Annotated in this window: 24 protein-coding genes; 3 read left to right on the forward strand and 21 right to left on the reverse strand. The window is 67.9% G+C overall.

Annotated features, from left to right (window positions below; all coding sequences use genetic code 11):
- Positions 1-9 precede the first annotated feature (9 nt).
- The 12 genes from nuoK to AC1RU4_RS13670 all read right to left on the reverse strand — a co-directional run bounded on the left by nuoK (position 10) and on the right by AC1RU4_RS13670 (position 10,327).
- Positions 10-318, reverse strand: coding sequence for an NADH-quinone oxidoreductase subunit NuoK (gene nuoK / locus AC1RU4_RS13615; RefSeq protein WP_492891634.1), 309 nt, complete (start codon positions 316-318; stop codon positions 10-12).
- A 3-nt stretch (positions 319-321) separates the two neighbouring features.
- Positions 322-927, reverse strand: a complete 606-nt coding sequence (locus AC1RU4_RS13620; protein ID WP_492891635.1) for an NADH-quinone oxidoreductase subunit J — start codon at positions 925-927, stop codon at positions 322-324.
- A gap of 104 nt (positions 928-1,031) precedes the next feature.
- Positions 1,032-1,520, reverse strand: coding sequence for an NADH-quinone oxidoreductase subunit NuoI (gene nuoI, locus AC1RU4_RS13625; RefSeq protein WP_013166662.1), 489 nt, complete (start codon positions 1,518-1,520; stop codon positions 1,032-1,034).
- Between the two features lie 10 nt (positions 1,521-1,530).
- Positions 1,531-1,794 (reverse strand): hypothetical protein, encoded by a 264-nt coding sequence (locus AC1RU4_RS13630; RefSeq protein WP_492891636.1) that lies wholly within the window; start codon positions 1,792-1,794, stop codon positions 1,531-1,533.
- Position 1,795: 1 nt separating this feature from the next.
- The gene (gene nuoH / locus AC1RU4_RS13635; protein ID WP_492891863.1) at positions 1,796-2,833 is read right to left on the reverse strand and encodes an NADH-quinone oxidoreductase subunit NuoH; all 1,038 of its coding nucleotides are present in this window, start codon (positions 2,831-2,833) and stop codon (positions 1,796-1,798) included.
- 24 nt (positions 2,834-2,857) lie between these two features.
- Positions 2,858-4,936: an NADH-quinone oxidoreductase subunit NuoG gene (gene nuoG / locus AC1RU4_RS13640; protein WP_492891637.1), complete on the reverse strand. Its 2,079-nt coding sequence runs from the start codon at positions 4,934-4,936 to the stop codon at positions 2,858-2,860.
- Between the two features lie 9 nt (positions 4,937-4,945).
- Positions 4,946-6,247, reverse strand: coding sequence for an NADH-quinone oxidoreductase subunit NuoF (nuoF, locus tag AC1RU4_RS13645; protein ID WP_492891638.1), 1,302 nt, complete (start codon positions 6,245-6,247; stop codon positions 4,946-4,948).
- 10 nt (positions 6,248-6,257) lie between these two features.
- Positions 6,258-7,424 (reverse strand): NADH-quinone oxidoreductase subunit NuoE, encoded by a 1,167-nt coding sequence (gene nuoE, locus AC1RU4_RS13650; RefSeq protein ID WP_492891639.1) that lies wholly within the window; start codon positions 7,422-7,424, stop codon positions 6,258-6,260.
- 39 nt (positions 7,425-7,463) lie between these two features.
- Complete coding sequence (locus AC1RU4_RS13655; RefSeq protein WP_492891640.1) at positions 7,464-8,678, reverse strand: NADH-quinone oxidoreductase subunit D; 1,215 nt, start codon at positions 8,676-8,678, stop codon at positions 7,464-7,466.
- Between the two features lie 18 nt (positions 8,679-8,696).
- A complete protein-coding gene (locus tag AC1RU4_RS13660) occupies positions 8,697-9,326 on the reverse strand; it encodes an NADH-quinone oxidoreductase subunit C (protein WP_492891641.1) in 630 nt (209 codons plus the stop codon).
- Between the two features lie 63 nt (positions 9,327-9,389).
- Entirely contained in the window at positions 9,390-9,992 is a 603-nt protein-coding gene (locus AC1RU4_RS13665) for a NuoB/complex I 20 kDa subunit family protein (protein ID WP_492891642.1), read from the reverse strand.
- Positions 9,962-10,327: an NADH-quinone oxidoreductase subunit A gene (locus AC1RU4_RS13670; RefSeq protein WP_492891643.1), complete on the reverse strand. Its 366-nt coding sequence runs from the start codon at positions 10,325-10,327 to the stop codon at positions 9,962-9,964. Before AC1RU4_RS13670 ends, AC1RU4_RS13665 begins: the two co-directional genes overlap by 31 nt.
- Positions 10,328-10,735: 408 nt before the next feature.
- On the opposite strand from AC1RU4_RS13670, the gene AC1RU4_RS13675 reads away from it, so the two are divergent.
- On the forward strand, positions 10,736-12,358 hold the full coding sequence (locus tag AC1RU4_RS13675; RefSeq protein ID WP_492891644.1) for a GMC family oxidoreductase: 1,623 nt from the start codon (positions 10,736-10,738) through the stop codon (positions 12,356-12,358).
- A 221-nt stretch (positions 12,359-12,579) separates the two neighbouring features.
- On the opposite strand, the gene mepA is transcribed toward AC1RU4_RS13675, so the two are convergent.
- Together mepA and AC1RU4_RS13685 are read right to left on the reverse strand one after the other, a co-directional pair.
- Positions 12,580-13,497, reverse strand: coding sequence for a penicillin-insensitive murein endopeptidase (mepA, locus tag AC1RU4_RS13680; RefSeq protein WP_492891645.1), 918 nt, complete (start codon positions 13,495-13,497; stop codon positions 12,580-12,582).
- Positions 13,498-13,511: 14 nt separating this feature from the next.
- Positions 13,512-14,528 (reverse strand): L,D-transpeptidase, encoded by a 1,017-nt coding sequence (locus AC1RU4_RS13685; protein WP_492891646.1) that lies wholly within the window; start codon positions 14,526-14,528, stop codon positions 13,512-13,514.
- A gap of 336 nt (positions 14,529-14,864) precedes the next feature.
- Here AC1RU4_RS13685 and scpC point away from each other — a divergent pair, with 336 nt between their 5' ends.
- On the forward strand, positions 14,865-16,373 hold the full coding sequence (gene scpC / locus AC1RU4_RS13690; protein ID WP_492891647.1) for a succinyl-CoA:acetate CoA-transferase ScpC: 1,509 nt from the start codon (positions 14,865-14,867) through the stop codon (positions 16,371-16,373).
- Positions 16,374-16,434: 61 nt separating this feature from the next.
- On the opposite strand, the gene rhmD is transcribed toward scpC, so the two are convergent.
- The 4 genes from rhmD to AC1RU4_RS13710 all read right to left on the reverse strand — a co-directional run bounded on the left by rhmD (position 16,435) and on the right by AC1RU4_RS13710 (position 20,743).
- On the reverse strand, positions 16,435-17,622 hold the full coding sequence (rhmD, locus tag AC1RU4_RS13695; RefSeq protein ID WP_492891648.1) for an L-rhamnonate dehydratase: 1,188 nt from the start codon (positions 17,620-17,622) through the stop codon (positions 16,435-16,437).
- Positions 17,623-17,689: 67 nt separating this feature from the next.
- Positions 17,690-19,018 carry an MFS transporter gene (locus AC1RU4_RS13700; protein ID WP_492891649.1) on the reverse strand — a complete coding sequence of 443 codons (1,329 nt, stop codon included), beginning with the start codon at positions 19,016-19,018 and terminating at the stop codon, positions 17,690-17,692.
- 112 nt (positions 19,019-19,130) lie between these two features.
- Entirely contained in the window at positions 19,131-19,883 is a 753-nt protein-coding gene (locus tag AC1RU4_RS13705) for an SDR family NAD(P)-dependent oxidoreductase (RefSeq protein ID WP_492891650.1), read from the reverse strand.
- A gap of 14 nt (positions 19,884-19,897) precedes the next feature.
- Entirely contained in the window at positions 19,898-20,743 is an 846-nt protein-coding gene (locus AC1RU4_RS13710) for a fumarylacetoacetate hydrolase family protein (RefSeq protein WP_492891651.1), read from the reverse strand.
- Positions 20,744-20,873: 130 nt separating this feature from the next.
- Here AC1RU4_RS13710 and AC1RU4_RS13715 point away from each other — a divergent pair, with 130 nt between their 5' ends.
- Complete coding sequence (locus tag AC1RU4_RS13715) at positions 20,874-21,845, forward strand: LysR family transcriptional regulator (protein ID WP_492891652.1); 972 nt, start codon at positions 20,874-20,876, stop codon at positions 21,843-21,845.
- A gap of 63 nt (positions 21,846-21,908) precedes the next feature.
- Here AC1RU4_RS13715 and AC1RU4_RS13720 read toward each other — a convergent pair whose 3' ends face one another.
- From AC1RU4_RS13720 to AC1RU4_RS13730, 3 genes are read right to left on the reverse strand one after another with little or no spacing between them, the layout of a single operon-like run.
- Complete coding sequence (locus tag AC1RU4_RS13720) at positions 21,909-22,946, reverse strand: sensor histidine kinase (RefSeq protein ID WP_492891653.1); 1,038 nt, start codon at positions 22,944-22,946, stop codon at positions 21,909-21,911.
- 4 nt (positions 22,947-22,950) lie between these two features.
- Positions 22,951-23,364, reverse strand: coding sequence for a response regulator (locus AC1RU4_RS13725; protein WP_492891864.1), 414 nt, complete (start codon positions 23,362-23,364; stop codon positions 22,951-22,953).
- A gap of 29 nt (positions 23,365-23,393) precedes the next feature.
- Positions 23,394-24,887: a sensor histidine kinase gene (locus AC1RU4_RS13730; RefSeq protein ID WP_492891654.1), complete on the reverse strand. Its 1,494-nt coding sequence runs from the start codon at positions 24,885-24,887 to the stop codon at positions 23,394-23,396.
- Positions 24,888-24,909 lie beyond the last annotated feature (22 nt).

The following is a 24,909-nucleotide window of genomic DNA, read 5'->3' on the forward strand; positions in this document are numbered from 1 at the left end:
GGGTCTCCCTCAACCCTTCATCGTGTTGATGTCCTCGACGGCGATCGAACCGCGATTGCGGTAGAACACCACGAGGATGGCGAGGCCGATGGCCGCCTCGGCGGCGGCAACCGTCAGCACGAACAGCGCGAAGATCTGTCCGGTGATGTTGCCGAGGAACACCGAGAAGGCGACGAAGTTGATGTTCACGGCGAGCAGGATCAGCTCGACCGACATCAGGATGACGATCACGTTCTTCCGGTTGAGGAAGATGCCGAGCGTGCCCAGCGTGAACAGGATCGCCGCCACGGTCAGGTAATGCGAGAGACCGATGACCATGACTCAGAGCCCCTTGCCCGAGGGCACCTTGACGACGTCCATCGCCATGGCCTTGGTGCGCGCGTTCTGCACCGGAATGCTCTGGCGCTTGACGTTGGGCTTGTGGCGCAGCGTCAGCACGATGGCGCCGATCATCGCCACCAGCAGGATGAGCGCCGCCGCCTGGAAGAAATAGACGTAGTCGGTGTAGAGCACGCGGCCGATCTGCACCGTGTTCGGCACGTCGGAGGCGACGTTCGCCACCGCGCCGGTGACGCCGGTCCCGAAGGTCCAGGAGCCGAACACCAGCACCAGCTCGGCGAGGAACACGAGGCCGATCAGCGCGCCCACCGGCAGATATTGCAGGAAGCCCTGGCGCAGCTCGACGAAGTCGACGTCGAGCATCATCACCACGAACAGGAACAGCACCGCCACCGCGCCGACATAGACAACCACCAGCAGCATCGCCAGGAACTCGGCGCCGACCAGGATGAACAGCCCCGCCGCGTTGACGAAGGTGAGGATGAGGTACAGCACCGAATGCACCGGGTTGCGCGAGGCGATGACCATGAAGGCCGACGCCACCGCCACACCGGCGAAGAGATAGAAGAACAGCGCGGCGAGGCTCATGCCCGGCACTCCCCCTTGAACCCGGCGGCGAAACCAATCGCCTGGCCGGCCCGCGCTTCGGCGGCCATTCCCGTCACGTCGATCACTCGTCTTCCCCCCGCCGCTCAACGATAGGGCGCGTCGAGCGCCATGTTGCGCGCGATCTCGCGTTCCCAGCGGTCGCCATTGGCGAGCAGCTTGGCCTTGTCGTAATAGAGTTCCTCGCGCGTCTCGGTGGCGAACTCGAAGTTCGGTCCCTCGACGATCGCGTCCACCGGGCAGGCTTCCTGGCAGAAGCCGCAATAGATGCATTTCACCATGTCGATGTCGTAACGCGTGGTGCGGCGCGTGCCGTCGTTGCGGCGCGGGCCGGCCTCGATGGTGATGGCCTGCGCCGGGCAGATCGCCTCGCACAGCTTGCAGGCGATGCAGCGCTCCTCGCCGTTCGGATAGCGGCGCAGCGCGTGCTCGCCCCGGAAGCGCGGCGACACCGGCCCCTTCTCGAAGGGATAGTTCAGCGTCGCCTTCGGCTTGAAGAAGTAGCGCATCGCCAGGAAGAACGCCGAGACGAACTCGGTCAGCAGCAGCTGGCGGGCGGCCAGATCCAACCTCATATCGCTCTCCTCATTCGGCCATGGCTATGGCGAGGCCGAAGCCCACCAGCGGCATCGAGACGGCGAAGACGCGGATCACCGTCTTCCACCACGAAATGACGCCCTCGAGCTGATCGCGGCTCAGCTTGCGGGCCTCACGGGAACCGCGGATCGATGTCTCCATCAGCCGCGGCAGCACGAACCATTCCACCGAGCCGATCAGCAGCCCCACCAGCGCGCCGATCCAGGCGATGGCCGAGGCATCAAAAAGTGCGGCAAGCGACGTTTCGCTCATCTCAACCTCCGGCACCGGGTGCCAGGCCGGTGAAGTGCAGCACGCTCGCCACCAGCACCACCATCACCAGCGAGATCGGCAGGAAGACCTTCCAGCCCAGCCGCATCAGCTGGTCGTAGCGATACCGGGGGACCATGGCCTTGACCATGGCGAACATGAAGAACACCAGCAGCACCTTGACGAGGAACCACACGATGCCCGGCACCCACGTGAAGGGCGCGATCGGGAACGGCGGCAGCCACCCGCCCATGAACAGGATCGCGGTCAGCGCGCACATGGTCATGATCGCCACGTATTCACCGAGCATGAACATCATATAGGGGGTCGAACCGTATTCGACCATGAAGCCGGCCACGAGCTCGGATTCCGCCTCGCCGAGGTCGAAGGGCGGGCGGTTGGTCTCGGCCAGCGCCGAGATGAAGAAGATCACGAACATCGGGAACAGCGGCAGCCAGTACCACTGCAGCATGCCCCACGGCCCGTTCTGCGCCTCGACGATGGCCGACAGGTTCAGCGAGCCGGCGCACATCAGCACCGTGACGATCACGAAGCCGATCGAGACCTCGTAGGACACCATCTGCGCGGCGGCGCGAAGGGCGGACAGGAAGGGATATTTCGAGTTCGACGCCCAGCCGCCCATGATCACGCCATACACGCCGAGCGACGAGATGGCGAAGATGTAGAGCACGCCGACATTGATGTCCGCCACCACCCAGCCGGCATCGAGCGGCACCACCGCCCAGGCGGCAAGCGCCAGCAGGCAGGTGACGAACGGGGCCAGCAGGAACACGCCCTTGTTCGAGCCGTCCGGGATCACCGGCTCCTTCAGCACGAACTTCAAAAGGTCGGCGAAGGACTGGAACAGGCCGAAGGGGCCGACGACGTTGGGGCCGCGGCGCAGCTGCACCGCCGCCCAGATCTTGCGGTCGGCGAGCAGCACGTAGGCCACAACCAGCAGCAGCCCGACCAGCAGCCCGAGGCTCTGCGCGACGATGATGAGAACGTGGACGAGCGTATCGAACCAGGTGGCGTTGGTCATGGTCTCGGTCATGCTCCCCTCCCCTTACTCGGCCGCCGCCGCGAGGCGGCTATGGGCGAGCGCGGAGCATTCCGCCATCACGGCGGAGGCGCGGGCGATCGGATTGGTGAGATAGAACTCGGTGACGGCGGCGCGGAACGGCGCGCTCGCCGTCTCCCCGCCGCGGGCGGCGAGATCGACGACGGCCTGCGCCTCCGCCGGCTCGACATGGTCGAGGCGGGCGAGATGCGGATGGGCGGCGTAGAGCGCCGCGCGCAGCTGGCCGAGGCTGTCGAAGGGCAACTTGCTGCCCAGCACGTCGGACAGGGCGCGCAGGATCGCCCATTCCTCACGCGCCTCGCCGGGCGGGAAGGCGGCGCGGTTGGCGATCTGCGCCCGGCCTTCGGTGTTCACATAGGTGCCCGACTTCTCGGTATAGGCCGCGCCCGGCAGGATGACGTCGGCGCGGTGGGCGCCGCGGTCGCCATGGGTGCCGATATAGACGACGAAGGCGCCCGGCGCGATGTCGATCTCGTCGGCGCCGAGCGCGAACAGCACGTCGACCCCGCCCGGATTGGTCATGGCGACGGCGTCGAGACCGCCCACGCCCGGCACCGCGCCGACATCGAGCGCGCCGACGCGGCTCGCGGCCGTGTGCAGCACGCAGAAGCCGTTCCAGCCGTCCTTCACCGCGCCGACCGACACCGCCAGCCGCGCCGCAAGCGCCAGCACCGCCGCGCCGTCCGGCCGCGAGAGCGCGCCCTGGCCGACGAGGATCATCGGGTTCTTGGCGTTCTTCAGCGTCTCGGCGAACGTGCCGCTGCCGACGAGATCGGTCAGCGTGTCCGGGCCGGCGCCGAGATAGTCATAGGCATAGGTGAGGTCGACCGGCTCGCCGACGAGGCCGATCGGGAAGTTGCCGTGCAGCCAGCGCTTGCGGATGCGGGCATTGAGCACCGAGCCCTCGAGCCGCGGATTGGCGCCGACGATCAGCAGCGCGTCCGCCTGCTCGATGCCGGCAATCCCGGCATTGAACAGGTAGGATGCCCGGCCGAGCGAGGGATCGAGCGCCACCCCGTCCTGCCGGCAGTCGAGATTGGCCGAACCGAGGGCGCCGAGCAGCTGCTTCAGCGCGAACACCTCCTCCACCGAGGAGACGTCGCCGACCAGGCCGCCGATGCGGTTGCCGGGAACGCCCTTCACCCTGGCGGCGATGGCGGCGAAGGCCTCCGGCCAGCCGGCCGGCCTCAGCCTGCCGCCGACCCGGACATAGGGCCGGTCGAGGCGCTGGGTCTTGAGGCCGTCCCAGATGTAGCGGGTCTTGTCGGAGATCCACTCCTCGTTCACGTCCTCGTGGAGGCGCGGCAGGATGCGCATCACCTCGCGGCCGCGGGTGTCGACGCGGATATTGGAGCCGACGGCGTCCATCACGTCGATGGATTCGGTCTTCACCAGCTCCCAGGGACGGGCGTGGTAGGCGTAGGGGCGCTGGGTGAGCGCGCCGACCGGGCAGAGGTCGACGACATTGCCCTGCAGTTCGGAGGAGAGCGCCGCCTCGAGATAGGTGGTGATCTCCATGTCCTCGCCGCGGCCGATGGCGCCGAGCTCGGAGACGCCGGCCACCTCGGTGGTGAAGCGGACGCAGCGCGTGCACTGGATGCAGCGCGTCATCGAGGTCTTCACCAGCGGGCCGATATACTTGTCCTCGACCGCGCGCTTGTTCTCGGCATAGCGCGACGTGTCGACGCCATAGGCCATGGCCTGGTCCTGCAGGTCGCACTCGCCGCCCTGGTCGCAGATCGGGCAGTCGAGCGGGTGATTGATGAGCAGAAACTCCATCACCCCTTCGCGCGCCTTCTTCACCATCGGGCTCTTGGTGAGCACGACGGGCGGCTCGCCATTCGGGCCGGGGCGCAGGTCGCGCACGCTCATCGCGCAGCTCGCCTGCGGCTTGGGCGGCCCGCCCTTCACCTCGACGAGACACATGCGGCAATTGCCGGCGATGGACAGGCGCTCATGGAAGCAGAAGCGCGGAATTTCCGCCCCCGCCGCCTCGCACGCCTGCAGCAGCGTGAACTCGGCGGGAACCTCGACCTCGATATCGTCGACGATGAGCTTGGCCATGATGCTCTCTTACTCCGCCGCCACCGGCACCGGGTCGGAATGGGGGTTCGCCGAATACTGGTCGATCCGCTTCTCGATCTCGGGACGGAAATGCCGGATCAGGCCTTGCACGGGCCATGCCGCGGCGTCGCCCAGCGCGCAGATGGTGTGGCCCTCGATCTGGGTGGTGACCTGAAGCAGCAGGTCGATCTCGCGCTTCTGCGCGCGACCTTCCGCCATGCGGTCCATCACCCGCCACATCCACCCCGTTCCCTCGCGGCAGGGCGTGCACTGGCCGCAGCTCTCGTGCCGGAAGAAATAGGAGATGCGGGCAATGGCGCGGATGATGTCGGTCTGCTTGTCCATCACCAGCACGCCGGCGGTGCCGAAGGAGGACTTCACCGAGCGGCAGCCGTCGAAGTCCATGATCAGCTCGGCGCAGTCCGCCGCCGGGATCACCGGGCAGGAGGCGCCGCCGGGGATGATGGCGAGCAGGTTGTCCCAGCCGCCGCGCACGCCGCCGCCATGCTTTTCGATCAGTTCCTTGAACGGGATGCTCATCGCCTCTTCGACGATGCAGGGCGTGTTCACGTGGCCGGAAATGCCGAACAGCTTGGTGCCGACATTGTTCGCCCGGCCGATGCTGGAGAACCAGGACGGGCCGCGGCGCAGGATGGTCGGCGCCACCGCGATGGATTCGACGTTGTTGACCGTGGTCGGGCAGCCATAGAGGCCGACATTGGCCGGGAATGGCGGCTTCAGGCGCGGCTGGCCCTTCTTGCCCTCCAGGCTCTCGATCAGCGCGGTTTCCTCGCCGCAGATATAAGCGCCGGCGCCGTGATGGACATAGATGTCCATGTCCCAGCCATGCACGTTGCCCTTGCCGATGAGGTTCGCCTCATAGGCCTGGTCGACCGCCGCCTGCAGGTGCTCGCGCTCGGTGATGAACTCGCCACGCACATAGATATAGGCGACATGCGCGCCCATGGCGAAGCCGGCGATCAGGCAGCCCTCGACCAGATGGTGCGGATCGTGGCGCAGGATCTCGCGGTCCTTGCAGGTGCCGGGCTCGGATTCGTCGGCATTGACGACGAGATAATGCGGCCGCCCATCCGACTGCTTGGGCATGAACGACCATTTCAGGCCGGTGGGGAAGCCCGCCCCGCCCCGCCCGCGCAGGCCGGAGGCCTTCATCTGGTCGATGATCCAGTCGCGGCCGGCGTCGATGATGGTCCTGGTCCCGTCCCACGAGCCGCGCTTCAGCGCGCCGGGCAGGCCCCAGTCCTGGTAGCCGTAGATATTGGTGAAGATGCGATCCTTGTCCGCCAGCATGGTTCGCTCCTCAGCTCTGCTTCTCGCCCGGCTGGGGCTTGGGGCGCCAGCCGCTCGCGAACTTGACCGACCGGGCAACCCACGAGAATTTCGCCACCCGCTCGCCGTGCTCGCCGAGATATTGCTCGACCCACTTCACATTGTCGGGCGTCCAGCTCGCGATCTGCGAGAAGTGGAACACGCCGATCTTGTGCAGCGCGTTCTCGATGCCCGGTCCCAGCGCGCTCAGCAGCGTCAGCTGGTCCGGTCCGGGGTCCCGAGCGGCCGGCAATGCCTCCGGCCTGAAGCTGTCGGGCACCCGTTCCGCATCGGCGGCGCCGGCGGCCTTCACCGCCTCGGCGACCGGCAGCTTGGCCGGGGCCGGATCGCTCGCCGGCGGTGCCGGCGGAGCTGCGGCGGCGGCGGGCTCGGGAGCCTTGGCTTCGGCAGGCTTGGGCTCGGGAGCCTTGGCTTCGGCAGCCTCGGCTTCAGCGAGCTTGGCCGCCTCCGCGGCGGCCTGGCGGGCGGCGATGGCATCGCGGGCGGCGGCGAGGCCCTCGCCGGTGCCGATCATCGAGCCGTCGAACAGCTCGGGCGAGGTCAGCACGCGCAGGCCGGTGATCGGCTCGGACGAACGGCGGCCGTTCTGCGGACCCGGCGTCGGGCGCTCGCCGCGCTCGAACGCGTCGAGAATGCCTTCGAGGATTTCCGGCGTCAGGTCCTCATAGACCTCGTTGACCACCTGCACCATCGGGGCGTTGACGCAGGCGCCGGCGCATTCGACCTCTTCCCACGACAGGTTGCCGCTCTCGGACAGGTGGAACGGCTCGGCATGGATGCGCTTCCTGCATACCTTCATCAGGTCGCCGGCCCCCTTCAGGGCGCAGGGCGTGGTGCCGCACACCTGGATATGGGCGCGCCTGCCGACCGGCAGCAGCTGGAACTGGGTGTAAAAGGTCGCGACCTCGTAAACGCGGATCGGCGCCATGCCGAGCATGTCGCCGACATAGCGCATCGCCGGCTCCGACACCCAGCCGCCCGCCTGCTCCTGCGCGCGCATGAGCAGCGGGATCACCGCGCTGGCCTGCCGGCCGGGCGGATATTTGGCGATGGTCTTCTCCGCCCAGGCCAGATTCTCCGCCGTGAAGGCGAAGCTTTCGGGCTGTACTTCCTTGGGCGCAAGCCTACGGACCGACATGCCGTACCCTTCCCATCGAACCGCCTCGCCTCCTCGGGCTCAGCGGTCCACTTCCCCGAACACGATGTCCAGCGATCCGAGGATCGCCGAGACGTCCGCGAGCATGTAGCCGCGGCACATGAAATCCATCGACTGAAGATGCGCGAAGCCCGGCGCGCGGATCTTGCAGCGATACGGCTTGTTGGTACCGTCGGCGACCAGATAGACGCCGAACTCGCCCTTGGGCGCCTCCACCGCGGCATAGACCTCGCCGGCGGGAACGTGGAAGCCTTCCGTGTAGAGCTTGAAGTGATGGATGAGCGCTTCCATCGAACGCTTCATCTCGCCACGCTTGGGGGCGACGATCTTGTTGTCCACCGCCGAGACCGGGCCGGTTTCCTTCAACAGCCGCTCGCAGCACTGGCGCATGATGTAGGCCGACTGCCGCATCTCTTCCATGCGGATGCAGTAGCGGTCGTAATTGTCGCAGTTCTTGCCGATCGGGATGTCGAATTCCATCTCGTCGTAGCACTCGTAGGGTTGCGACTTGCGCAGGTCCCACGCTGCGCCGGAGCCGCGCACCATCACGCCGGAGAAGCCCCAGGCGAAGGCGTCCTCGAGGCTGACGATGCCGATATCGACATTGCGCTGCTTGAAGATGCGGTTGTCGGTCAGCAGTCCCTCGAGGTCGTCGCAGACCTTGAGGAAATACGGGATGAAATCGAGGATGTCCTCGACCAGCTTGCGCGGCAGGTCCTGGTGCACCCCGCCGGGGCGGAAATAGGCGGCGTGCATGCGCGAGCCGGAGGCGCGCTCATAGAACACCATCAGCTTCTCGCGCTCCTCGAAGCCCCAGAGCGGCGGGGTGAGCGCGCCGACATCCATCGCCTGCGTCGTCACGTTGAGCATGTGCGAGAGGATGCGGCCGATCTCGGAATAGAGCACGCGGATCAGCTGGCCGCGTTTGGGCACCTCGACGCCGAGCAGCCGCTCGATGGCGAGGCAGAAGGCATGCTCCTGGTTCATCGGCGCGACATAGTCGAGCCGGTCGAAATAGGGGATGGCCTGGGTATAGGTCTTGGTCTCGATCAGCTTCTCGGTGCCGCGGTGCAGCAGGCCGATATGCGGATCGACGCGCTCGACGATTTCGCCGTCGAGTTCCAGCACCAGACGCAGCACGCCGTGCGCAGCCGGATGCTGCGGGCCGAAATTGATCTGGAAGTTGCGGACGTTGGGCTCGGGCTTGGCAGACACGTCGTGGACAGCGGCGTTCATGGTCTCGTGCACTCCGCCTCAACCGGCCTTGGGGGAAGAGGTCGTGGACGCTCCGGCCTTCTCGTCGCCCGGGAGCGCGTAGTCCGGCCCCTCCCACGGCGACAGGAAGTCGAAATTGCGGAACTCCTGGGCAAGCTTCACCGGCTCGTAGACGACGCGCTTGCGCTCGTCGTCATAGCGCACCTCGACGAAGCCCGTGGTCGGGAAGTCCTTGCGCAGCGGATAGCCGTCGAAGCCGTAATCGGTCAGCAGCCGCCGCAGCTCCGGGTGGCCGGAGAACAGGATGCCGTACATGTCGTAGGCTTCGCGCTCGAACCACAGCGCGCCGGGGAACAGGGAGGTGGCGGAGGCGACGGGAGTGGTCTCGTCGGTCTGCACCTTCACCCGGATGCGGGCATTCAGCGTCGGCGACAGCAGGTGGTAGACGACGTCGAAGCGCTTCTCGCGCTGCGGCCAGTCGACGCCGCAGATGTCGACGAAGCTGACGAACCGGCAGGACGGGTCGTCGCGCAGGAAGGCGAGCACCTTCAGCACCTCGGCCGCCGGCACCAGCACCGTCAGCTCGCCGAACGCGACGACGATCTCGTCCACCGCGTTCGGCAGTGCCTCGGCGACATGCGCTCCCAGCTCTTTCAGCGTCTCGTCCATATCGTTCCCGCGTCGTCGGTTCCGAGTCGGTGGTTCCCGCGCCGGACAACCGGCGCCCGGTCGTCAGCGTTCGATGGTGCCGGTGCGGCGGATCTTCTTCTGCAGCAGCAGCACGCCGTAGAGAAGCGCCTCCGCCGTCGGCGGGCAGCCCGGAATGTAGATGTCTACCGGCACGATGCGGTCGCAGCCGCGCACCACCGAGTAGGAGTAATGGTAGTAGCCGCCGCCATTGGCGCAGGAGCCCATGGAGATGACGTAGCGCGGCTCCGGCATCTGGTCATAGACCTTGCGCAGCGCCGGGGCCATCTTGTTGGTCAGCGTGCCGGCGACGATCATCACGTCGGACTGGCGCGGCGACGCGCGGGGAGCAAAGCCGAAGCGCTCCACGTCGTAGCGCGGCATCGAGGTCTGCATCATCTCGACGGCGCAGCAGGCGAGGCCGAAGGTCATCCACATCAGCGAGCCGGTGCGCGCCCAGTTGATGAGGTCGTCGGTCGCGGTGACGAGGAAGCCCTTGTCGGCAAGCTCGGCGTTCACGTCCATGAAGAACGGATCGCTGGCGCCTACCGGCTTGCCGGTATTCGGATCGATGATGCCCTTGGCCGCCGGAGCGACGAGGGGGGCGTTCACGGCGCTCAATCCCATTCGAGCGCTCCCTTCTTCCATTCGTACACAAAGCCGATCGTCAGCACGGCGAGGAACAGCATCATCGACCAGAAGCCGAAATTGCCGAGTTCCCCGAAAGTGATCGCCCAGGGAAACAGGAAGGCGACCTCGAGATCGAAGATGATGAACAGGATCGACACCAGATAGAACCGGACGTCGAACTTCATGCGCGCGTCGTCGAACGCATTGAAGCCACATTCATAGGCCGACATCTTCTCAGGGTCGGGACGCGAGAAGGCGACGAGGAAGGGGGCCACCAGCAGCGCGATGCCGATGACGGCCGACACCCCGATAAAAATGACGACCGGCAGGTAATCCTGAAGCAGGCTGCTCATGGGCCGCATCCTCCCCGGTGAGTGGGCGCCGCGTGGCGCGCAACCGCAGTTGCGAAATATTCAAAGCACGAGGCAGGCTTATCGCACCGCCCCAAGCGAGGCAAGGGCGTCAATGGTCATTCCACTGCGAGTGGTATACAAAATTCACAGCCTCCCTAACGTCTCCAATGAGTTACGCCGCATTGCGGCATCCTGTTGACACGTTGGCACAATATCTCGGCATTAGACTTTCGTCTTGCATCCACGACCCGTATCGGCGGCGGCGAAGCGACGCGGCCGATGCACCCCGCAGGCCCCAGCGGGATACCGCAGCCGACGGCATCCTTCTTCCAGTGGCGGCCGACGCCGCGATAGGCCAAAAATCAGGATGCGGCCGCGCCCTCCGCGCGGCGATTCCGGGTGGGCATCATGGCGAATGACGGCGACGACGAGACCTATGATTATATCATCATCGGCGCCGGCTCGGCGGGCTGCGTGCTCGCCAATCGGCTCTCGGCCGACCCTTCCCGCCGCGTGCTGCTGCTGGAGGCCGGCGGCAAGGACGACTGGATCTGGTTCCACATTCCGGTCGGCTATCTGTTCGCCATCGGCAATCCGCGCGCCGACTGGTGCTTTCGCACCGAGCCGGAGCCGGGCCTGAACGGGCGCGCCCTCGCCTATCCGCGCGGCAAGGCCGTTGGCGGCTGCTCCGCCATCAACGCCATGATCTACATGCGCGGCCAGGCGGCGGACTATGACGGCTGGCGCCAGCTCGGCCTCGCCGGCTGGGGCTGGGACGACGTGCTGCCGATCTTCAAGGGCCATGAGGACCACTGCCGCGGCGCCAGCGAGTTCCACGGCGCCGGCGGCGAATGGCGGGTGGAATTCCCGCGCACCACCTGGCCGCTGCTCGACGCGGTGCGCGCGGCGGCGGCGCAGGACGGCATCGCCCCCATCGACGACTACAACAAGGGCGACAATGAAGGCTCCGCCTATTTCCAGGTCAACCAGAAGCGCGGCCGGCGCTGGAGCGCCGCGCGCGGCTTCCTCACGCCGGTGCTGCACAGGCCGAACCTCACGCTGCGCACCGGCTGCCTCAGCGAGCGGCTGATCCTGGCGAATCGCCGCGCCGTCGGCGTCGCCTATCGGCAGGACGGCGTGCCGCGCACCGCCCGCGCCCGCGGCGAGGTGATCCTGGCGGCCGGCGCCATCGGCTCGCCGCAGCTGCTGATGCTGTCGGGCATCGGCGCCGGCGCCGAGCTCGCCCGCCACGGCCTCGAGGTGGCGCTGGACCGGCCCGGCGTCGGCGCCAACTTGCAGGACCATCTGCAATTGCGGCTGATCTACAAGATCCACGGCATCGGCACCCTGAACGAGCGGTATCATTCGCTGCTCGGCAAGGCGGGCATGGCGCTGGAATACGCACTGTTCCGGCGCGGGCCGCTGACCATGGCGCCCTCGCAGCTCGGCCTGTTCGCCCGCTCGACGCCGGACAAGGAGCGCGCCGACATCGAGTTCCATGTCCAGCCGCTCTCGCTCGGTGCGTTCGGCGAGAAGCTGCACCCGTTCCCGGCCTTCACCATGAGCGTGTGCAACCTGCGCCCCTCCAGCCGCGGCACGCTCACGCTCGCCAGCGCCGATCCGGCGGCGGCACCGGCGATTCGGCCGAACTACCTCGCGACGCCGGACGACCGGCAGGTGGCGGCCGATTCGATCCGCGTCGCCCGGCGCATCGCCGCCCGGCCGGCGCTGGCGCCCTACCGGCCGGAGGAATTCCTGCCCGGCCCGACGGTCGGCGACACCGACGACGAACTGATCGAGGCCGCCGGCGCGATCGGCACCACCATCTTCCATCCGGTCGGCACCGCGAAGATGGGGCTGGCGAGCGACCCGATGGCGGTGGTCGACGAACGGCTGCGCGTCTTCGGCATTGACGGGCTGCGGGTGGTCGATGCCTCGGTGATGCCGACCATCGTCTCCGGCAACACCGCCTCGCCGACCATGATGATCGCCGAGAAGGCGGCGGCGATGATCCGTGCCGACGCGCGGTGAGCCGGGATGCGGTGGCGCACGGCGCGGTCAGCATCTGCGTCCTTCGAGGCCCGGCTGCGCCGGGCACCTCGGGATGACGAGCGAGGCCAACCGGTACCGGCAACCTCGGGATGACGAAGCTCCCGGCATGCGAGACCCTCGTCATGCTGAGGCGCGAGCGAAGCGAGCCTCGAAGCACGCAGGCGATGCCTTCTCCCCGCAGATGATTGAGAGCCAGCTCCTCACGGCGCCTTCAGCACCGCCGTGCAGGCGTTCGGCAGGTCGGCGAGGGTGATCGGCGGCGCCGGCTTGGGCGGTTCCTTCGGCGGCTTGGGGTGCAGCACCCCGTCGGAGAACCACCAGTCGAGCTTGTCGCAGCCGTCGCCCGGCACCACGGCCTCCTGCGGCCGGCAGTCCGGGCTGGAGGCCGGGCAGGAGATGCGCACATGCATGTGATAGTCGTGCCCCCAATAGGGCCGCACCTTCTGCAGCCAGGAACGGTCGCCGGTGGCGTCGCGGCACAGCGCCTTCTTGATCGCCGCGTTGACCAGCACCCGCTCCACCCGCTCGTCCTGCGCCGCGGCGCGGATGATGGCGAGGTGGCCCTTCGTCCACACCTTGGCGTCGACGTCCAGCCGGTCCGGCCGCACGATCATCGTCGCGGCGACGTCCTCGCGCTCCTGCGCGGTGAATTCGCGCTTCGGCATCGGGGTGAGCCAGATGTCGGCGTCGAGGCCGATCTGGTGCGAGGCGTGGCCGGTCGACATCGGCCCGCCGCGCGGCTGCGACATGTCGCCGACCAGGATGCCCGGCCAGCCGGCGACCTGCGGCGCCTCTCCCGCCAGCCGCTCGAGGAAGGCGACGAGGTCGGGATGGCCCCAGTTGCGGTTTCGCGACAGCCGCATCGCCTGCCAGCTCGGCCCGTTCACCGGCAGCGCCCGCGCACCGGCGAGGCAGCCGCGCGAATAGAAGCCGATCGACCGGGTGGCGAGATCGGCCGGCTTCTTGGCCGCCCCGAACAGCACCTTGGCGGGCACGAGACCCGCTGCCGGCGACGTCGCGGCCTGGGCCACGGCCTGCGGCAGCGGCGGCGCCTCCTCCTGCGCCTCGGCCGGGCCGAGCAGCAGGCACAGCGCGATCAGGGCGGCGAACCGGCGCATCTTGCTCTCCCCGCTCAGCTCATCGCCTGCGACATGACGACGAAGTCCTTGCCCGAGCGCGTCGTCTCGCTCGCCGGCAGGTCGGTGACGAACAGCGTCGAGCCCGGCACCAGCAGGCTCGCGAGCTGCTGGTTGGCCGACGGCGCCACGGTAATGCGGTCGATGGCGCCGGCCGCCTTGCCCTGCCCCGCGCCGTTGCCCTCGAAGCCGACCGCGGTCCAGGCCACCTCGCCGCTCACCTTCTTCAGCACGTAGACGACATTGCCGAGCGGCGTCTGCGGATCGCGGATCGTCACCGGCGCGGTGAGCACCACCGCGGCATCCTTCAGCACGACCAGCTGCTTGTCGGCGCCGCTAACCACCATGGAGACGGCGTCCGCCGCCGCCTCCTGCGCGCTCGCCTCGACGGCGGCGGGGCTGTCGTCTTTCGGCGCCCCGGTCCTGATCGCCGTGGTGGCGTCCGCCGGCAGCACGAGGCCGGGATGCAGCACGTCCACCGGCTGGGAATGCGCGTCGGCGATGATCACCGGCGTGCCGTAATGGGTGATGCCGAACAGCAGCTTGGAGAAGGCCAGCGGCAGGTGCACGCAGCCATGCGAGGACGGGTAGCCCGGCAGCCCGCCGGCATGCAGCGCCACGCCGGACCAGGTCAGGCGCTCGGTATAGGGCATGGAGGCGTCGTCATAGATCGAGGAATGGTGGTCGACATCCTTCTGCAGGATGGTGAACACCCCCACCGGCGTCTGGTGTCCTTCCTTGCCGGTCGAGCAGGTCGACACGCCGATGCGCACGCCGTTGCGATAGACATAGCAGCGCTGGTCCGGCAGCGAGACGATGATGGCGACGAACCCCGCCGGCGCCCGGTCGGGATACCAGGCATATTGGCCGGGCTTGAGATCGGCGACGTCGGTGAGGTCTTCCTGCTGCGCCCCCGCCATGCCGGGGCGCAGCGCCGCGATCCCCGTCGCCAGACCGACGAGGCCGAGAAGCTCCCGCCTGCGCAGATGAAGGCCCGGCCACCGACGAGACATGCGCAGCTCCCAAGATTCGCGGCGCCCACCTTAGCCCGTCGCACCGCCCGAGGCGATCACATGGGCGCGCGGATCATGGGTACGGATCATGGCCGGGCAGGCTACGGCCGGGCGCGCTTCAGCCGCCCCGGCCGGCGAAATGCAACGCCGCAGCCATGCGTTTCGCTCATATCCGGCCGAAGGTCGAACTGGCGCCGGCCGCCGCCGCGCGCGACACAGGTCGCCGCTCCCTCCCCGCGCCGCGCGTCACCGACACGATCCTACAGGTTACCTACAGGTCGCCCACAGGTCGGACCCGCCGGATCGACGGGAGCGCTGCTGAACGGGAGGACGCCCATGCACGAGGATCGCCTGCGCCACGCCGGCCTGATGGACAAGGTCACCACCGCCGAGGAGGCGGCGCGACTTATCAAGGACGGCATGACCGTCGGCATGAGCGGCTTCACCCGCGCCGGCGAGGCCAAGGCGGTGCCGATGGCGCTCGCGGAGCGCGCCCGCGCCGAGCCGCTCAAGATCACGCTGATCACCGGCGCCTCGCTCGGCAACGACCTCGACAAGACGCTGGCCGAGGCGCACGTCCTCTCCCGCCGCCTGCCGTTCCAGTCCGACCCCTACCTGCGCAAGGCGATCAATGCCGGCGAGGTGATGTTCGTCGACCAGCATTTGTCCGAGACCGTGGAGATGCTGCGCACCCGCCAGCTCGGCCCGGTCGACATCGCGGTGATCGAGGCGGTGGCCATCACCGAGCAGGGCGGCATCGTGCCGACCACCTCGGTCGGCAATTCCGCGAGCTTCGCCATCCTCGCCGAGAAGGTGATCGTCGAGATCAACCTCTCGCAGCCGACGGCGCTGGAAGGGCTGCACGACATCTACATCCCCACCCATCGGCCGCATCGCGAGCCGATCCCGGTGGTGGCGCCGGAAAGCCGGATCGGCCTGCCCTTCATTCCCGTCGACCCCGCCAAGATCGCCGCCATCGTCTTCACCACCAAGCTCGACAGCTCGTCCACCGTGCTGCCGCCGGATGCCGAGACCCGCGCCATTGCCGGCCATCTCACCGACTTCTTCCTGCATGAGGTGAAGAAGGGCCGGCTGACCAACCAGCTGCAGCCGCTGCAGGCCGGCATCGGCACCATCGCCAACGCGGTGATGCACGGCTTCATCGACACGCCGTTCCACAATCTCAAAATGTATTCCGAGGTGCTGCAGGACTCGACCTTCGACCTGTTCGAGGCCGGCAAGCTCGACTTCGCCTCCGGTTCGTCGATCACGCTCTCGGCGGCGAAGTACCGGGAGGTACTGCCGCTGCTGCCGCTCTACAAGCAGAAGCTGATCCTGCGCCCGCAGGAGATCAGCAACCACCCGGAAGTGGTGCGCCGGCTCGGCATCATCGGCATCAACACCGCGCTGGAAGTCGACATCTACGGCAACGTCAATTCCACCCATGTCGGCGGCACCCACATGATGAACGGCATCGGCGGCTCCGGCGATTTCGCCCGCAACGGCTACATGTCGATCTTCGTCACCAAGTCTGTGGCCAAGGACGGCGCCATTTCCTCCGTGGTGCCGATGGTCAGCCATGTCGACCATAATGAGCACGATGTCGACGTGGTGGTGACCGAGATCGGCCTCGCCGACCTGCGCGGCCTCGCCCCGCGCGAGCGGGCGCGGGCGATCATCGCCAATTGCGTCCACCCGTCCTACCGCGAGGCGCTGGCCGACTATCACCGCCGGGCGCTGGCCCGCGGCGGCCACACCCCGCACCTCATCGAGGAGGCGCTGTCCTGGCACGCGGCGCTGCGCGACACCGGCCGCATGCCGACCACGGCGCCCGCCGCGGCCTGAACGAAAAACGGCCCGCCCCCGGGGAGGGACGGGCCGCAGGTGCGGCTGCGGATCGGGTTCCTCAGCCGTTGATATAGGGGCGGTGCAGCTTGACCTCGGGGTTGAGCCGCACGCCGAAGCCGGGCTTGTCGAGCACGCTCGCCTTCATCCTTCCGTTCACCGGCACCGGCTCGTCGAGCAGGAGCGGGGTGAACATCGGCACCACCTGGTCCGGCACCGGGTGCATCATCAGGAACTCGGCGAAGGGCGAGTTCTGCCGCGTGATGACGAAATGGTAGCTGTAGACCGACGAGCCGTGCGGCACGACCATGGCGCTATGGGCATCCGCCAGCGCCGAGATCTTGATCAGCTCGGTGATGCCGCCGCACCAGCCCACATCCGGCTGGATGATGTCGCAGCAGTCCATCTCCAGCAGCAGCCGGAAGCCCCAGCGCGTCGCCTCGTGCTCGCCGGTGGTCACCAGCATGCCCTTCGGCACGTTGCGGCGCAGCTCGGCATAGCCCCAGTAATCGTCGGGGGAGAGGCACTCCTCGATCCATTTCAGGCCATATTCCTGCGCCTTGTGGGCAAGGCGGGTGGCGTAGTTCACGTCGAGGCTCATCCAGCAGTCGAACATCAGCCAGAAGTCCGGCCCGACGCGCTCGCGCATGGTGGCGAGCTCCTCGATATTGGCCTTCAGCCCCTCCTCGCCCTCGGCCGGCACGTGATGCAGGGGCATCTTGCCGCCGATGAAGCCCATCTGCTTGGCGAGGTCCGGCCGCGCGCCGGTGGCGTAGAACTGCAATTCGTCGCGCACCGGGCCGCCGAGCAGCGCATGCACCGGCTCGCCGCGCACCTTGGCGAGCAGGTCCCACAAAGCGAGGTCGACGCCGGAAATGGTGTTCAGCACCACGCCCTTGCGGCCGTAATACTGGGTGGAGAAATACATCTGGTCCCAGATCTTCTCGATCTCGGTGACCTGGCGGCCGATCAGGAAGCGCGCGAGGTGCTTCTCGACGATGAAGGCGCCGATCTCGCCCGCCGTGGTGACGGCGAACCCGACCGTGCCGTCGGAGGCCTCGATCTCCACCACCAGCGTGCCGAGCACGTTGATGCCGAAGCTCTGCCGGCTCTGGCGATACTCGGGATACTTGCCCATCGGCGTGCCGATGTGATCGTCGATCCAGTGGCCTGCGCCCTGGTCGTGATAATCGGCGCCGCCGCCCCGGACGGTGAAGGCGCGCACGGCCTTGATGGTCGGCATGGTCATGAGTGTCGAAGCTCCCGGAAGATGGAAGGCGGCGGGCGCCGCTTGCCGGCGCCCGCGTTGGATCGTGTCAGCGGGCCGAGGGCGCGGCGGCGCGCGCCTCGCGGCCGACGCCCACCGCCGCCAGAGCGAACAGCAGCAGCGCGCCGATGAAGGTGGTGCCGGCGAGCAGGTAGAGGCCCGCCGAGGTGGAGGCGAAGGTGGCTTCCGCCCAGGTCTTCACGTTCGGCGCCACGAAGCCGCCAAGCGAGCCGAGCGAGTTGATCAGCGCGATGCCGCCGGCCGCCGCCACGCCGCCGAGATAGCCGGTCGGCAGCGTCCAGAAGATCGGCTGCACCGAGATGAAGCCGGCCGCGGCGAAGCACAGCGCCACCAGCGACAGCGCCGGCGAGTCGCTCGCCACCGAGGCGGCGATGCCGAGTGCGCAGACGACGAGGATGCCGCCGGCGAACAGCCGGCGCTCGCCGGTGCGGTCGGACCAGCGCGGCAGGAAATAGGTGGCGATCATCGCGCAGATCCACGGGATCGCCGTCACCAGGCCCACCGTGAAGCCGACCTTGGTGCCGAGCAGCCCCGCGACCTGGGTCGGCAGGTAGAAGACGACGCCATACACGCTCATCTGGATGATGAAGTAGATCAGCGCGAAATAGAGCACCCGGCCGTTCTTCAGCGCCGCCAGCGTGCCGCGCGGGCCATGGCTCTGCTTCTGGCTCTCCTCGGCGTCGAGCGCGGTGGCGAGGGTCGCCTTCTCGGCCGCGCTCAGCCATTTGGCCTCGGTCGGCCGGTTGTCGAGGTAGAAATAGGCCCAGACGCCGACGATGGAGGCCAGCAGGCCTTCGACGAGGAACATCCACTGCCAGCCATGCAGGCCGCCGAAGCCCTGGAATTCGAGCAGCAGGCCGGACAGCGGCGAGCCGAAGATGAAGGCGAGCGGCGCGCCGAAATAGAACAGGCCCATCGCCCGGCCCCGCGCGAAGGACGGGAACCAGTAGGTCAGGTACAGGATCACGCCGGGGAAGAAGCCGGCCTCGGCGATGCCGAGCAGCACGCGCAGGATGTAGAAGGTGGTCTCGTTATGGGCGAACATCATCGCCGCCGAGATCAGCCCCCAGGTGACCATGATGCGCGCCATCCAGATCCTGGCACCGACCCGGTGCATGATGAGGTTGGACGGCACCTCGAACAGCGCGTAGCCGAGGAAGAAGATGCTGGCGCCGAGCGCGAAGGCGGCGTCGGAAATGCCGGTATCGGCCTGGAAGGCCTTCTTGGCGAAGCCGACATTGGCCCGGTCCAGGAAGGCGAGGACATACATCAGCAGCAGGAACGGCAGCAGCCGCCTGGTGACCTTGTCGATGGTCGCGGCGAGCGCCGGCGAGGACGCGAGTGATGGCACGGGCATGTGGGTTCCTCCCCAATCCTATGGACGAACGCCGCCTTCGGCCGCCACGTCATGGCGGCGGCCCGCGGTCTTGTCGGTGTTTTTGGACAGCGCCGTCTTTGCGGCGCCGTCGTCAGTAGACGGCGCGGCCGCCGGAAATGTCGAACACCGCGCCGGTGGTGAAGGCGCAGTCCTCCGACGACAGCCACGAGATCATTGCCGCCGCCTCGTCGACCGCCAGGAAGCGGTTCATCGGGATCTTCGACAGCATGAAGTCGATATGCTCCTGCTTCATCTGGTTGAAGATCTCGGTCTTCGCCGCCGCCGGGGTGATCGCGTTCACCAGAATTCCCGAGGTCGCCAGTTCCTTGCCGAGCGACTTGGTGAGGCCGATCAGCCCCGCCTTCGACGCCGAGTAGTGCGAGGCGTTCGGGTTGCCTTCCTTGCCGGCGATGGAGGCGACGTTGACGATGCGCCCCCAGCCGTTCTTCAGCATTTCCGGCACCACCGCCTTGCAGGTCAGGAACGGCCCGACCAGGTTGACGTCGACGACGCGCCGCCAGGTCTCGGTGTCGAGCTCCCACAGCTTGCCGTTGCCGCCGGTGATGCCGGCATTGTTGACCAGGATGTCGATCTTGCCGTGCGTCTCGGCGGTCGCCTTGGTGGCCGCGAGCACGCTGGCCTCGTCGGTGAGCTCGACGACATGGGTCGAGACCTTGCCGAGCGTGGAGAGCGCGGCCGCGGCCTCGTCGAGGCGGGCGGCGTCGATGTCCCAGATGGCGACCGAGGCGCCGGAGGCGAGCATGCGCTCGGCGGTGGCGTAGCCGATGCCGCGGGCGCCGCCGGTGATGATGGCCGCGCGTCCGTCGAGGTCGAGCTTGTTCATGGCATTCATTCCCTTCACGCCGCGGCGACGGTGGTCTGCTGCTGCTCGCCGAGGCCGGCAATGGCCAGCCGCATGGTCTGGCCGGCCTTGAGATAGACCGGCGGCTTCTGGCCGAGGCCGACGCCCGGCGGCGTGCCGGTGGTGATGATGTCGCCGGGATGCAGGCTCATGAACTGGCTGCAATAGGAGACGATGGTCGGCACGTCGAAGATCATCGTGCGGGTATTGCCGTTCTGGTAGCGCTTGCCGTCCACCTCCAGCCACATGTCGAGCTGCTGCGGGTCGGTGATCTCGTCGGTCGTCACCAGCCACGGGCCGATGGGGCCGAACGTGTCGCAGCCCTTGCCCTTGTCCCACTGGCCGCCGCGCTCGAGCTGGAAGCCGCGCTCGGAGACGTCGTTGACGACGCAATAGCCGGCGACATGCTTGTAGGCATCCTCGACCGCGACGTATTTCGCGGTCTTGCCGATGACGATGCCGAGTTCGACCTCCCAGTCGGTCTTCACCGAATTGCGCGGGATCTCGACGGCGTCATAGGGGCCGACGATGCAGCTCGACGGCTTCATGAAGATCACCGGCTCGTCCGGGATCGCCATGCCGGATTCGGCGGCGTGGTCGGTATAGTTGAGGCCGATGCAGAGGAACTTGCCGACCGCACCGACGCACGGACCGATGCGCGGCGTGCCCGCGACCGCCGGCAGCGAGGCCGGGTCGACGGCGGCGATCGTGGCGAGGCCCTCCGGCGTCAGCACGGCGCCGGCAATGTCGGGCACCACGCCGGAGAGATCGCGCAGAATGCCCTGCGCATCGACAATGGCGGGACGCTCCGCTCCCGGTTCGCCGTAACGGACGAGTTTCATGACGATCGCTCCTTCCCTGCTCATGGCCGACCTTCAGGCCGTGACATTTTCTTGGGTTCTTCCGTAGCGAGTCGACCGATAACGCGATAATGAAATCTTCGACTTGATTAATTCCGAATGGTTATCAACGATGGTATCCAGCTCCTTCGGCGCGCTCGCCTCCCGGCTGCGCTTCAAGCATTTGCGGCTCATCGACCTGCTGGCGCGCGGCGGCAACCTGCACCGCGTCGCCGCCGAGATGAACATGACGCAGCCGGCGGCCTCCAAGATCCTGCAGGATGCGGAGGGCATTCTCGGGGTGCGGCTGTTCGAGCGCACGCCGCGCGCCATGCTGCCGACCGAGATCGGAGCCTTCGCCGCCGACTACGCCGCGCGCACGCTGCGCGAGGCCGACAGCTTCACCGACGGGCTCGACAACCTGAAGGCCGGCGGCTTCGGCGCGCTCGCCATCGGCGCCATCATGGCGACGACGCCGGGCCTGCTGCCCAAGGCCATCGCCGAACTGAAGCGCCGGCGCCCGCTGATGACCATCCAGCTGCTCGCCGCCACCAGCGACATCCTGCTCGACGCGCTGGAGCGCAACGAGATCTCGATGGCGCTCGGCCGCTTCACCGATCCCCGCAACGCCCTCGCCTTCGATCTCGAACCGCTGGCGACAGAGGAATTATGGATCTTCGTTGCCGAGCAGCACCCGCTGGCGAAGGTGGAGCGGCTCACCCTCGGCGAGACCGCGCACCTGCCCTGGGTGCTGCAGCAGAAGACCAGCCCGATGCGCCAGCTGATCGACCGGGCGTTCCTCGAAGCCGGGGTGAACGCGCTCAACAACCGCGTGGAGACCACCTCGATCTTCGCCACCCTGCATCTGGTGCGCGAGGCCGGCATGATCGCCTGCCTGCCGAAGTCGATCCTCAAGGAGGGCGTCGGCCGCGAGACCTTCAAGCGGCTGCCGATCGATCTGCCCAACCAGCTCGGCCCGCTCGGCATCATCACCCGCCGCGGCGAGACGCCCTCGACCAATGTCGCCGATTTCATCGAGGTCCTGCACGCGGTCGCCGCCCGCGAGCGCACCGAGCTTATCGACGAGCGTGAAAGCATCGCCTGAAGAAACCGACGCAACCTCCTGTGATGATTCGGGATGCGGAACCCGACGTGACGGCGCGCGATCTCACAGCACGAAGTCGATCACCACCCGCGTGCCGCGCGGCGCGGCGTCATAGGCCAGCGTGGCGCCGAGCGAGCCGGCCATGCTCTTGACGATGCGCCCGCCGAGGCCGGTGCCCTTGGCCTTCCCCTCGCCGCTCCAGCCGATGCCGTCATCCTCCACCGCCAGCCGCGCGCCGCCGTCCTCGCCGCGCACGAGGCGCACCCGCACCTGCCCCGGCTCGCCGAGCGGATAGGCATATTTGAAGGCGTTGGTGACCAGCTCGGTAACGATCACCCCGATCGGCACCGCGCGGTCGGTCGGCACCTCCAGCGGTTCGACCTCGACATGGAGGTCGGCGCGATGGCCGGCGGCCCGCATCGAGGCCGACAGCTCGCCGGCGAGGCCGCGCAGATACTCGTCGATCTGCACCACCCGCACGTCGTGCGAGGTGTAGAGCCGCCGGTGCACGCCGGCGATCGCCATGATGCGCGCCTGCGTCTCGGCGAGCGCGTCCTTGGCGGTCTTGTCGGCGATGGCATTGGACTGCAGCCGCACCAGCGCCGCGATCATGGCGAGGCTGTTGGCGACGCGGTGGTTGACCTCCTGCAGCATGGTCTCGGCGAGGTCGCGGGCGTCGCGGACCTCCTGCTCGGCCCGCTCCTTGGCGCGCATCAGCCGCGCCTTCTCCACCGCCTGGTTGAGCGCGCTGCCCAGCAATTCGAGGAATTCGGCATCGATGGTCTTGGGCACGTAGTCGACCGCGCCGGCCTTGAGGGCCTCGACCGCGATCGAGGTCTCGGCCGAGCCGGTGACGTAGACCACCGGAGGCGCCCCCGGCCGGCCGGCCAGCGCCGCCAGCACGTCGAGCCCGGTGCCGGTCGGCAGGTGATGGTCGAGCACCACCACGTCGATGCCGCCGGCCTCGATCCGCGCCAGCCCGGTCTCGGCATCGGCGGCGCTCTCGACGATGAAGCCGCGCCGGCCGAGAACGCGCGAGACCAGGCGGGAAAGCGCCGGGTCGTCGTCGATATAGAGGACCGTCAGGGTCGAAAAAGGCATGACCTCACGCGGTTTCCGGCACCTGGATGACCGAGAAGAACAGGCCAAGCTGGCGGATGGCGTTGGCAAACCCTTCGTAGTTCACCGGCTTGGTGATGTAGACATTGGCGCCGAGATCGTAGCAGCGCTGGATCTCGCGGCTGTCGTCGGTCGTGGTCAGCACCACGACGGGCGAGCGCTTGGTGTGGATGTTGCCCTTCACCTTTTCCAGGATGTCGACCCCGGTCATGTCGGGCAGGTTGAGGTCGAGCAGGATCAGCAGGCTGCGCCCGGAGCTCGCCTCGCCGGACCCGTCCGGCCCGAACAGATAGTCGAGCGCCGCCGTGCCGTTGGAAAACGGCACGATCTCGTTGTTCACGCCGGCGCGGCGGATGTTCTTCTCGATCAGGCGGGCATGACCCTCGTCATCCTCCACCATGATGATGGTGACGGGCTTGGCAGAATGGCTCACGCGGCGACACTCCCGATTACGGCCCGCAAATCCAGCGGAAGAACTACAGAAAACGTGCTTCCTTGTCCAAGGACCGACCGCAGGCCGATCTCCCCGCCAAGGTTGCGGACCAGCGCCCGCACATGGGCGAGGCCGATGCCCTCGCCGGCCTGGTCCTGTGCGCCGGAGCGGCGGAACAGCTCGAAGACCCGCTCCAGGTCCTGCGGGGCGATGCCGCGGCCATTGTCCTCGATCTCCAGCCGGAAGCGCGCCGCACCCTCGCGCCGGCCGCGCACCGCGATGCGCAGCGGCACGCCGGGGCGCCGATATTTGACCGCGTTGTCGAGAAGGTTGCCGATCACCTGCTCCAGCGCCAGCCGGTCGGTGGCCACGCGCGGCACGTCGATGTCGAGCGCCACCTTGCCGTCGGCCTCGACCAGCTGGTGGCCGATGGCGGTCACCGCATTCGCCACCAACGCCGCGAGGTCGATCGCCTCGGGGCGCAGCACCCGCCTGCCCTCGCGTGACAGCCGCAGGATGGCGTTGATCAGCCCGTCCATCTTGCGGGTGGAGGAGCGGATAAAGCCCAGCGCCTCCGGCACGTCCTCCTCGGCCGCCCGTCGCGCCTCGTCGAAGGCGGGATCGTCGGACCGGGGCGCGGCGGCGACATAGGCCTGGAGCGGCACCAGGCTGGCCTCCAGCTCGCTGGTGAAGCCCATGATGTTGACCAGCGGCGCCCGGAGGTCGTGGGTGACGATATAGGCGAAGCGCTGGATCTCCTCATTGGCGCGGGCGAGGTCGGCGGTGCGCTCGCGCACCCGCTCCTCCAGCCCGGCATTGAGAGCTTCCACCTCGTTGCGCGCCCCGGCGATCTCCTGGGTGTAGCGCTGCACGACGAAGACCGCGAGGCCGGTGACGCCGAGGATCATCAGCCCGCCGACCACCGCCACCCACCACAGGGCATCGGCATTGACGCGCTGGTCCTCGACGAGGCTGCCGAGCCTGTCGTCCGCCCGCCGCATGAAGCCGTCGAGGATCGACCGTGCGTCGTCCATCAGCGCCTTGCCCTCGCCTTCCCGTACGATGGCGATGGCCTCGTCGGCGCGGCCGGCGCGGCGCAGCTCGATGGTGCGGGCGAGTTCGGCCATCTTGCCGGCGACCGCCTGGCCCAGCCGGTCGAGATCGCCGCGTATCTCCGCCGCGCCGGGCACCGCCTTGTTCAACGCGCCGAGGCGGTCGGTCAGCAGCGCCGCGGCGCGGTCGAACGGCGCCAGATAGGCCGAGTCGCCGGTGATCAGGAAGCCGCGCTGGCCGGTCTCGGCGTCCTGCAGCACCGACAGCGTGTCGGCCGCCGCCGAACGGAGCTGGCGGGTGGCGGCGATGTTCTCGGCATAGTCCTGCGTGCGGTTGACCAGCCACACCGTGGTGCCGACCACCGCGACCAGCGCCCCGAGGCCGACCAGCAGGAACAGGAGGGTGTAGCGCAGGAACGATGCGCGCGAGATCGGCATGGCGGCTATGGCATCCGGCTGA

Source organism: Ancylobacter sp. GW821-FHT10E12, assembly GCF_058809335.1.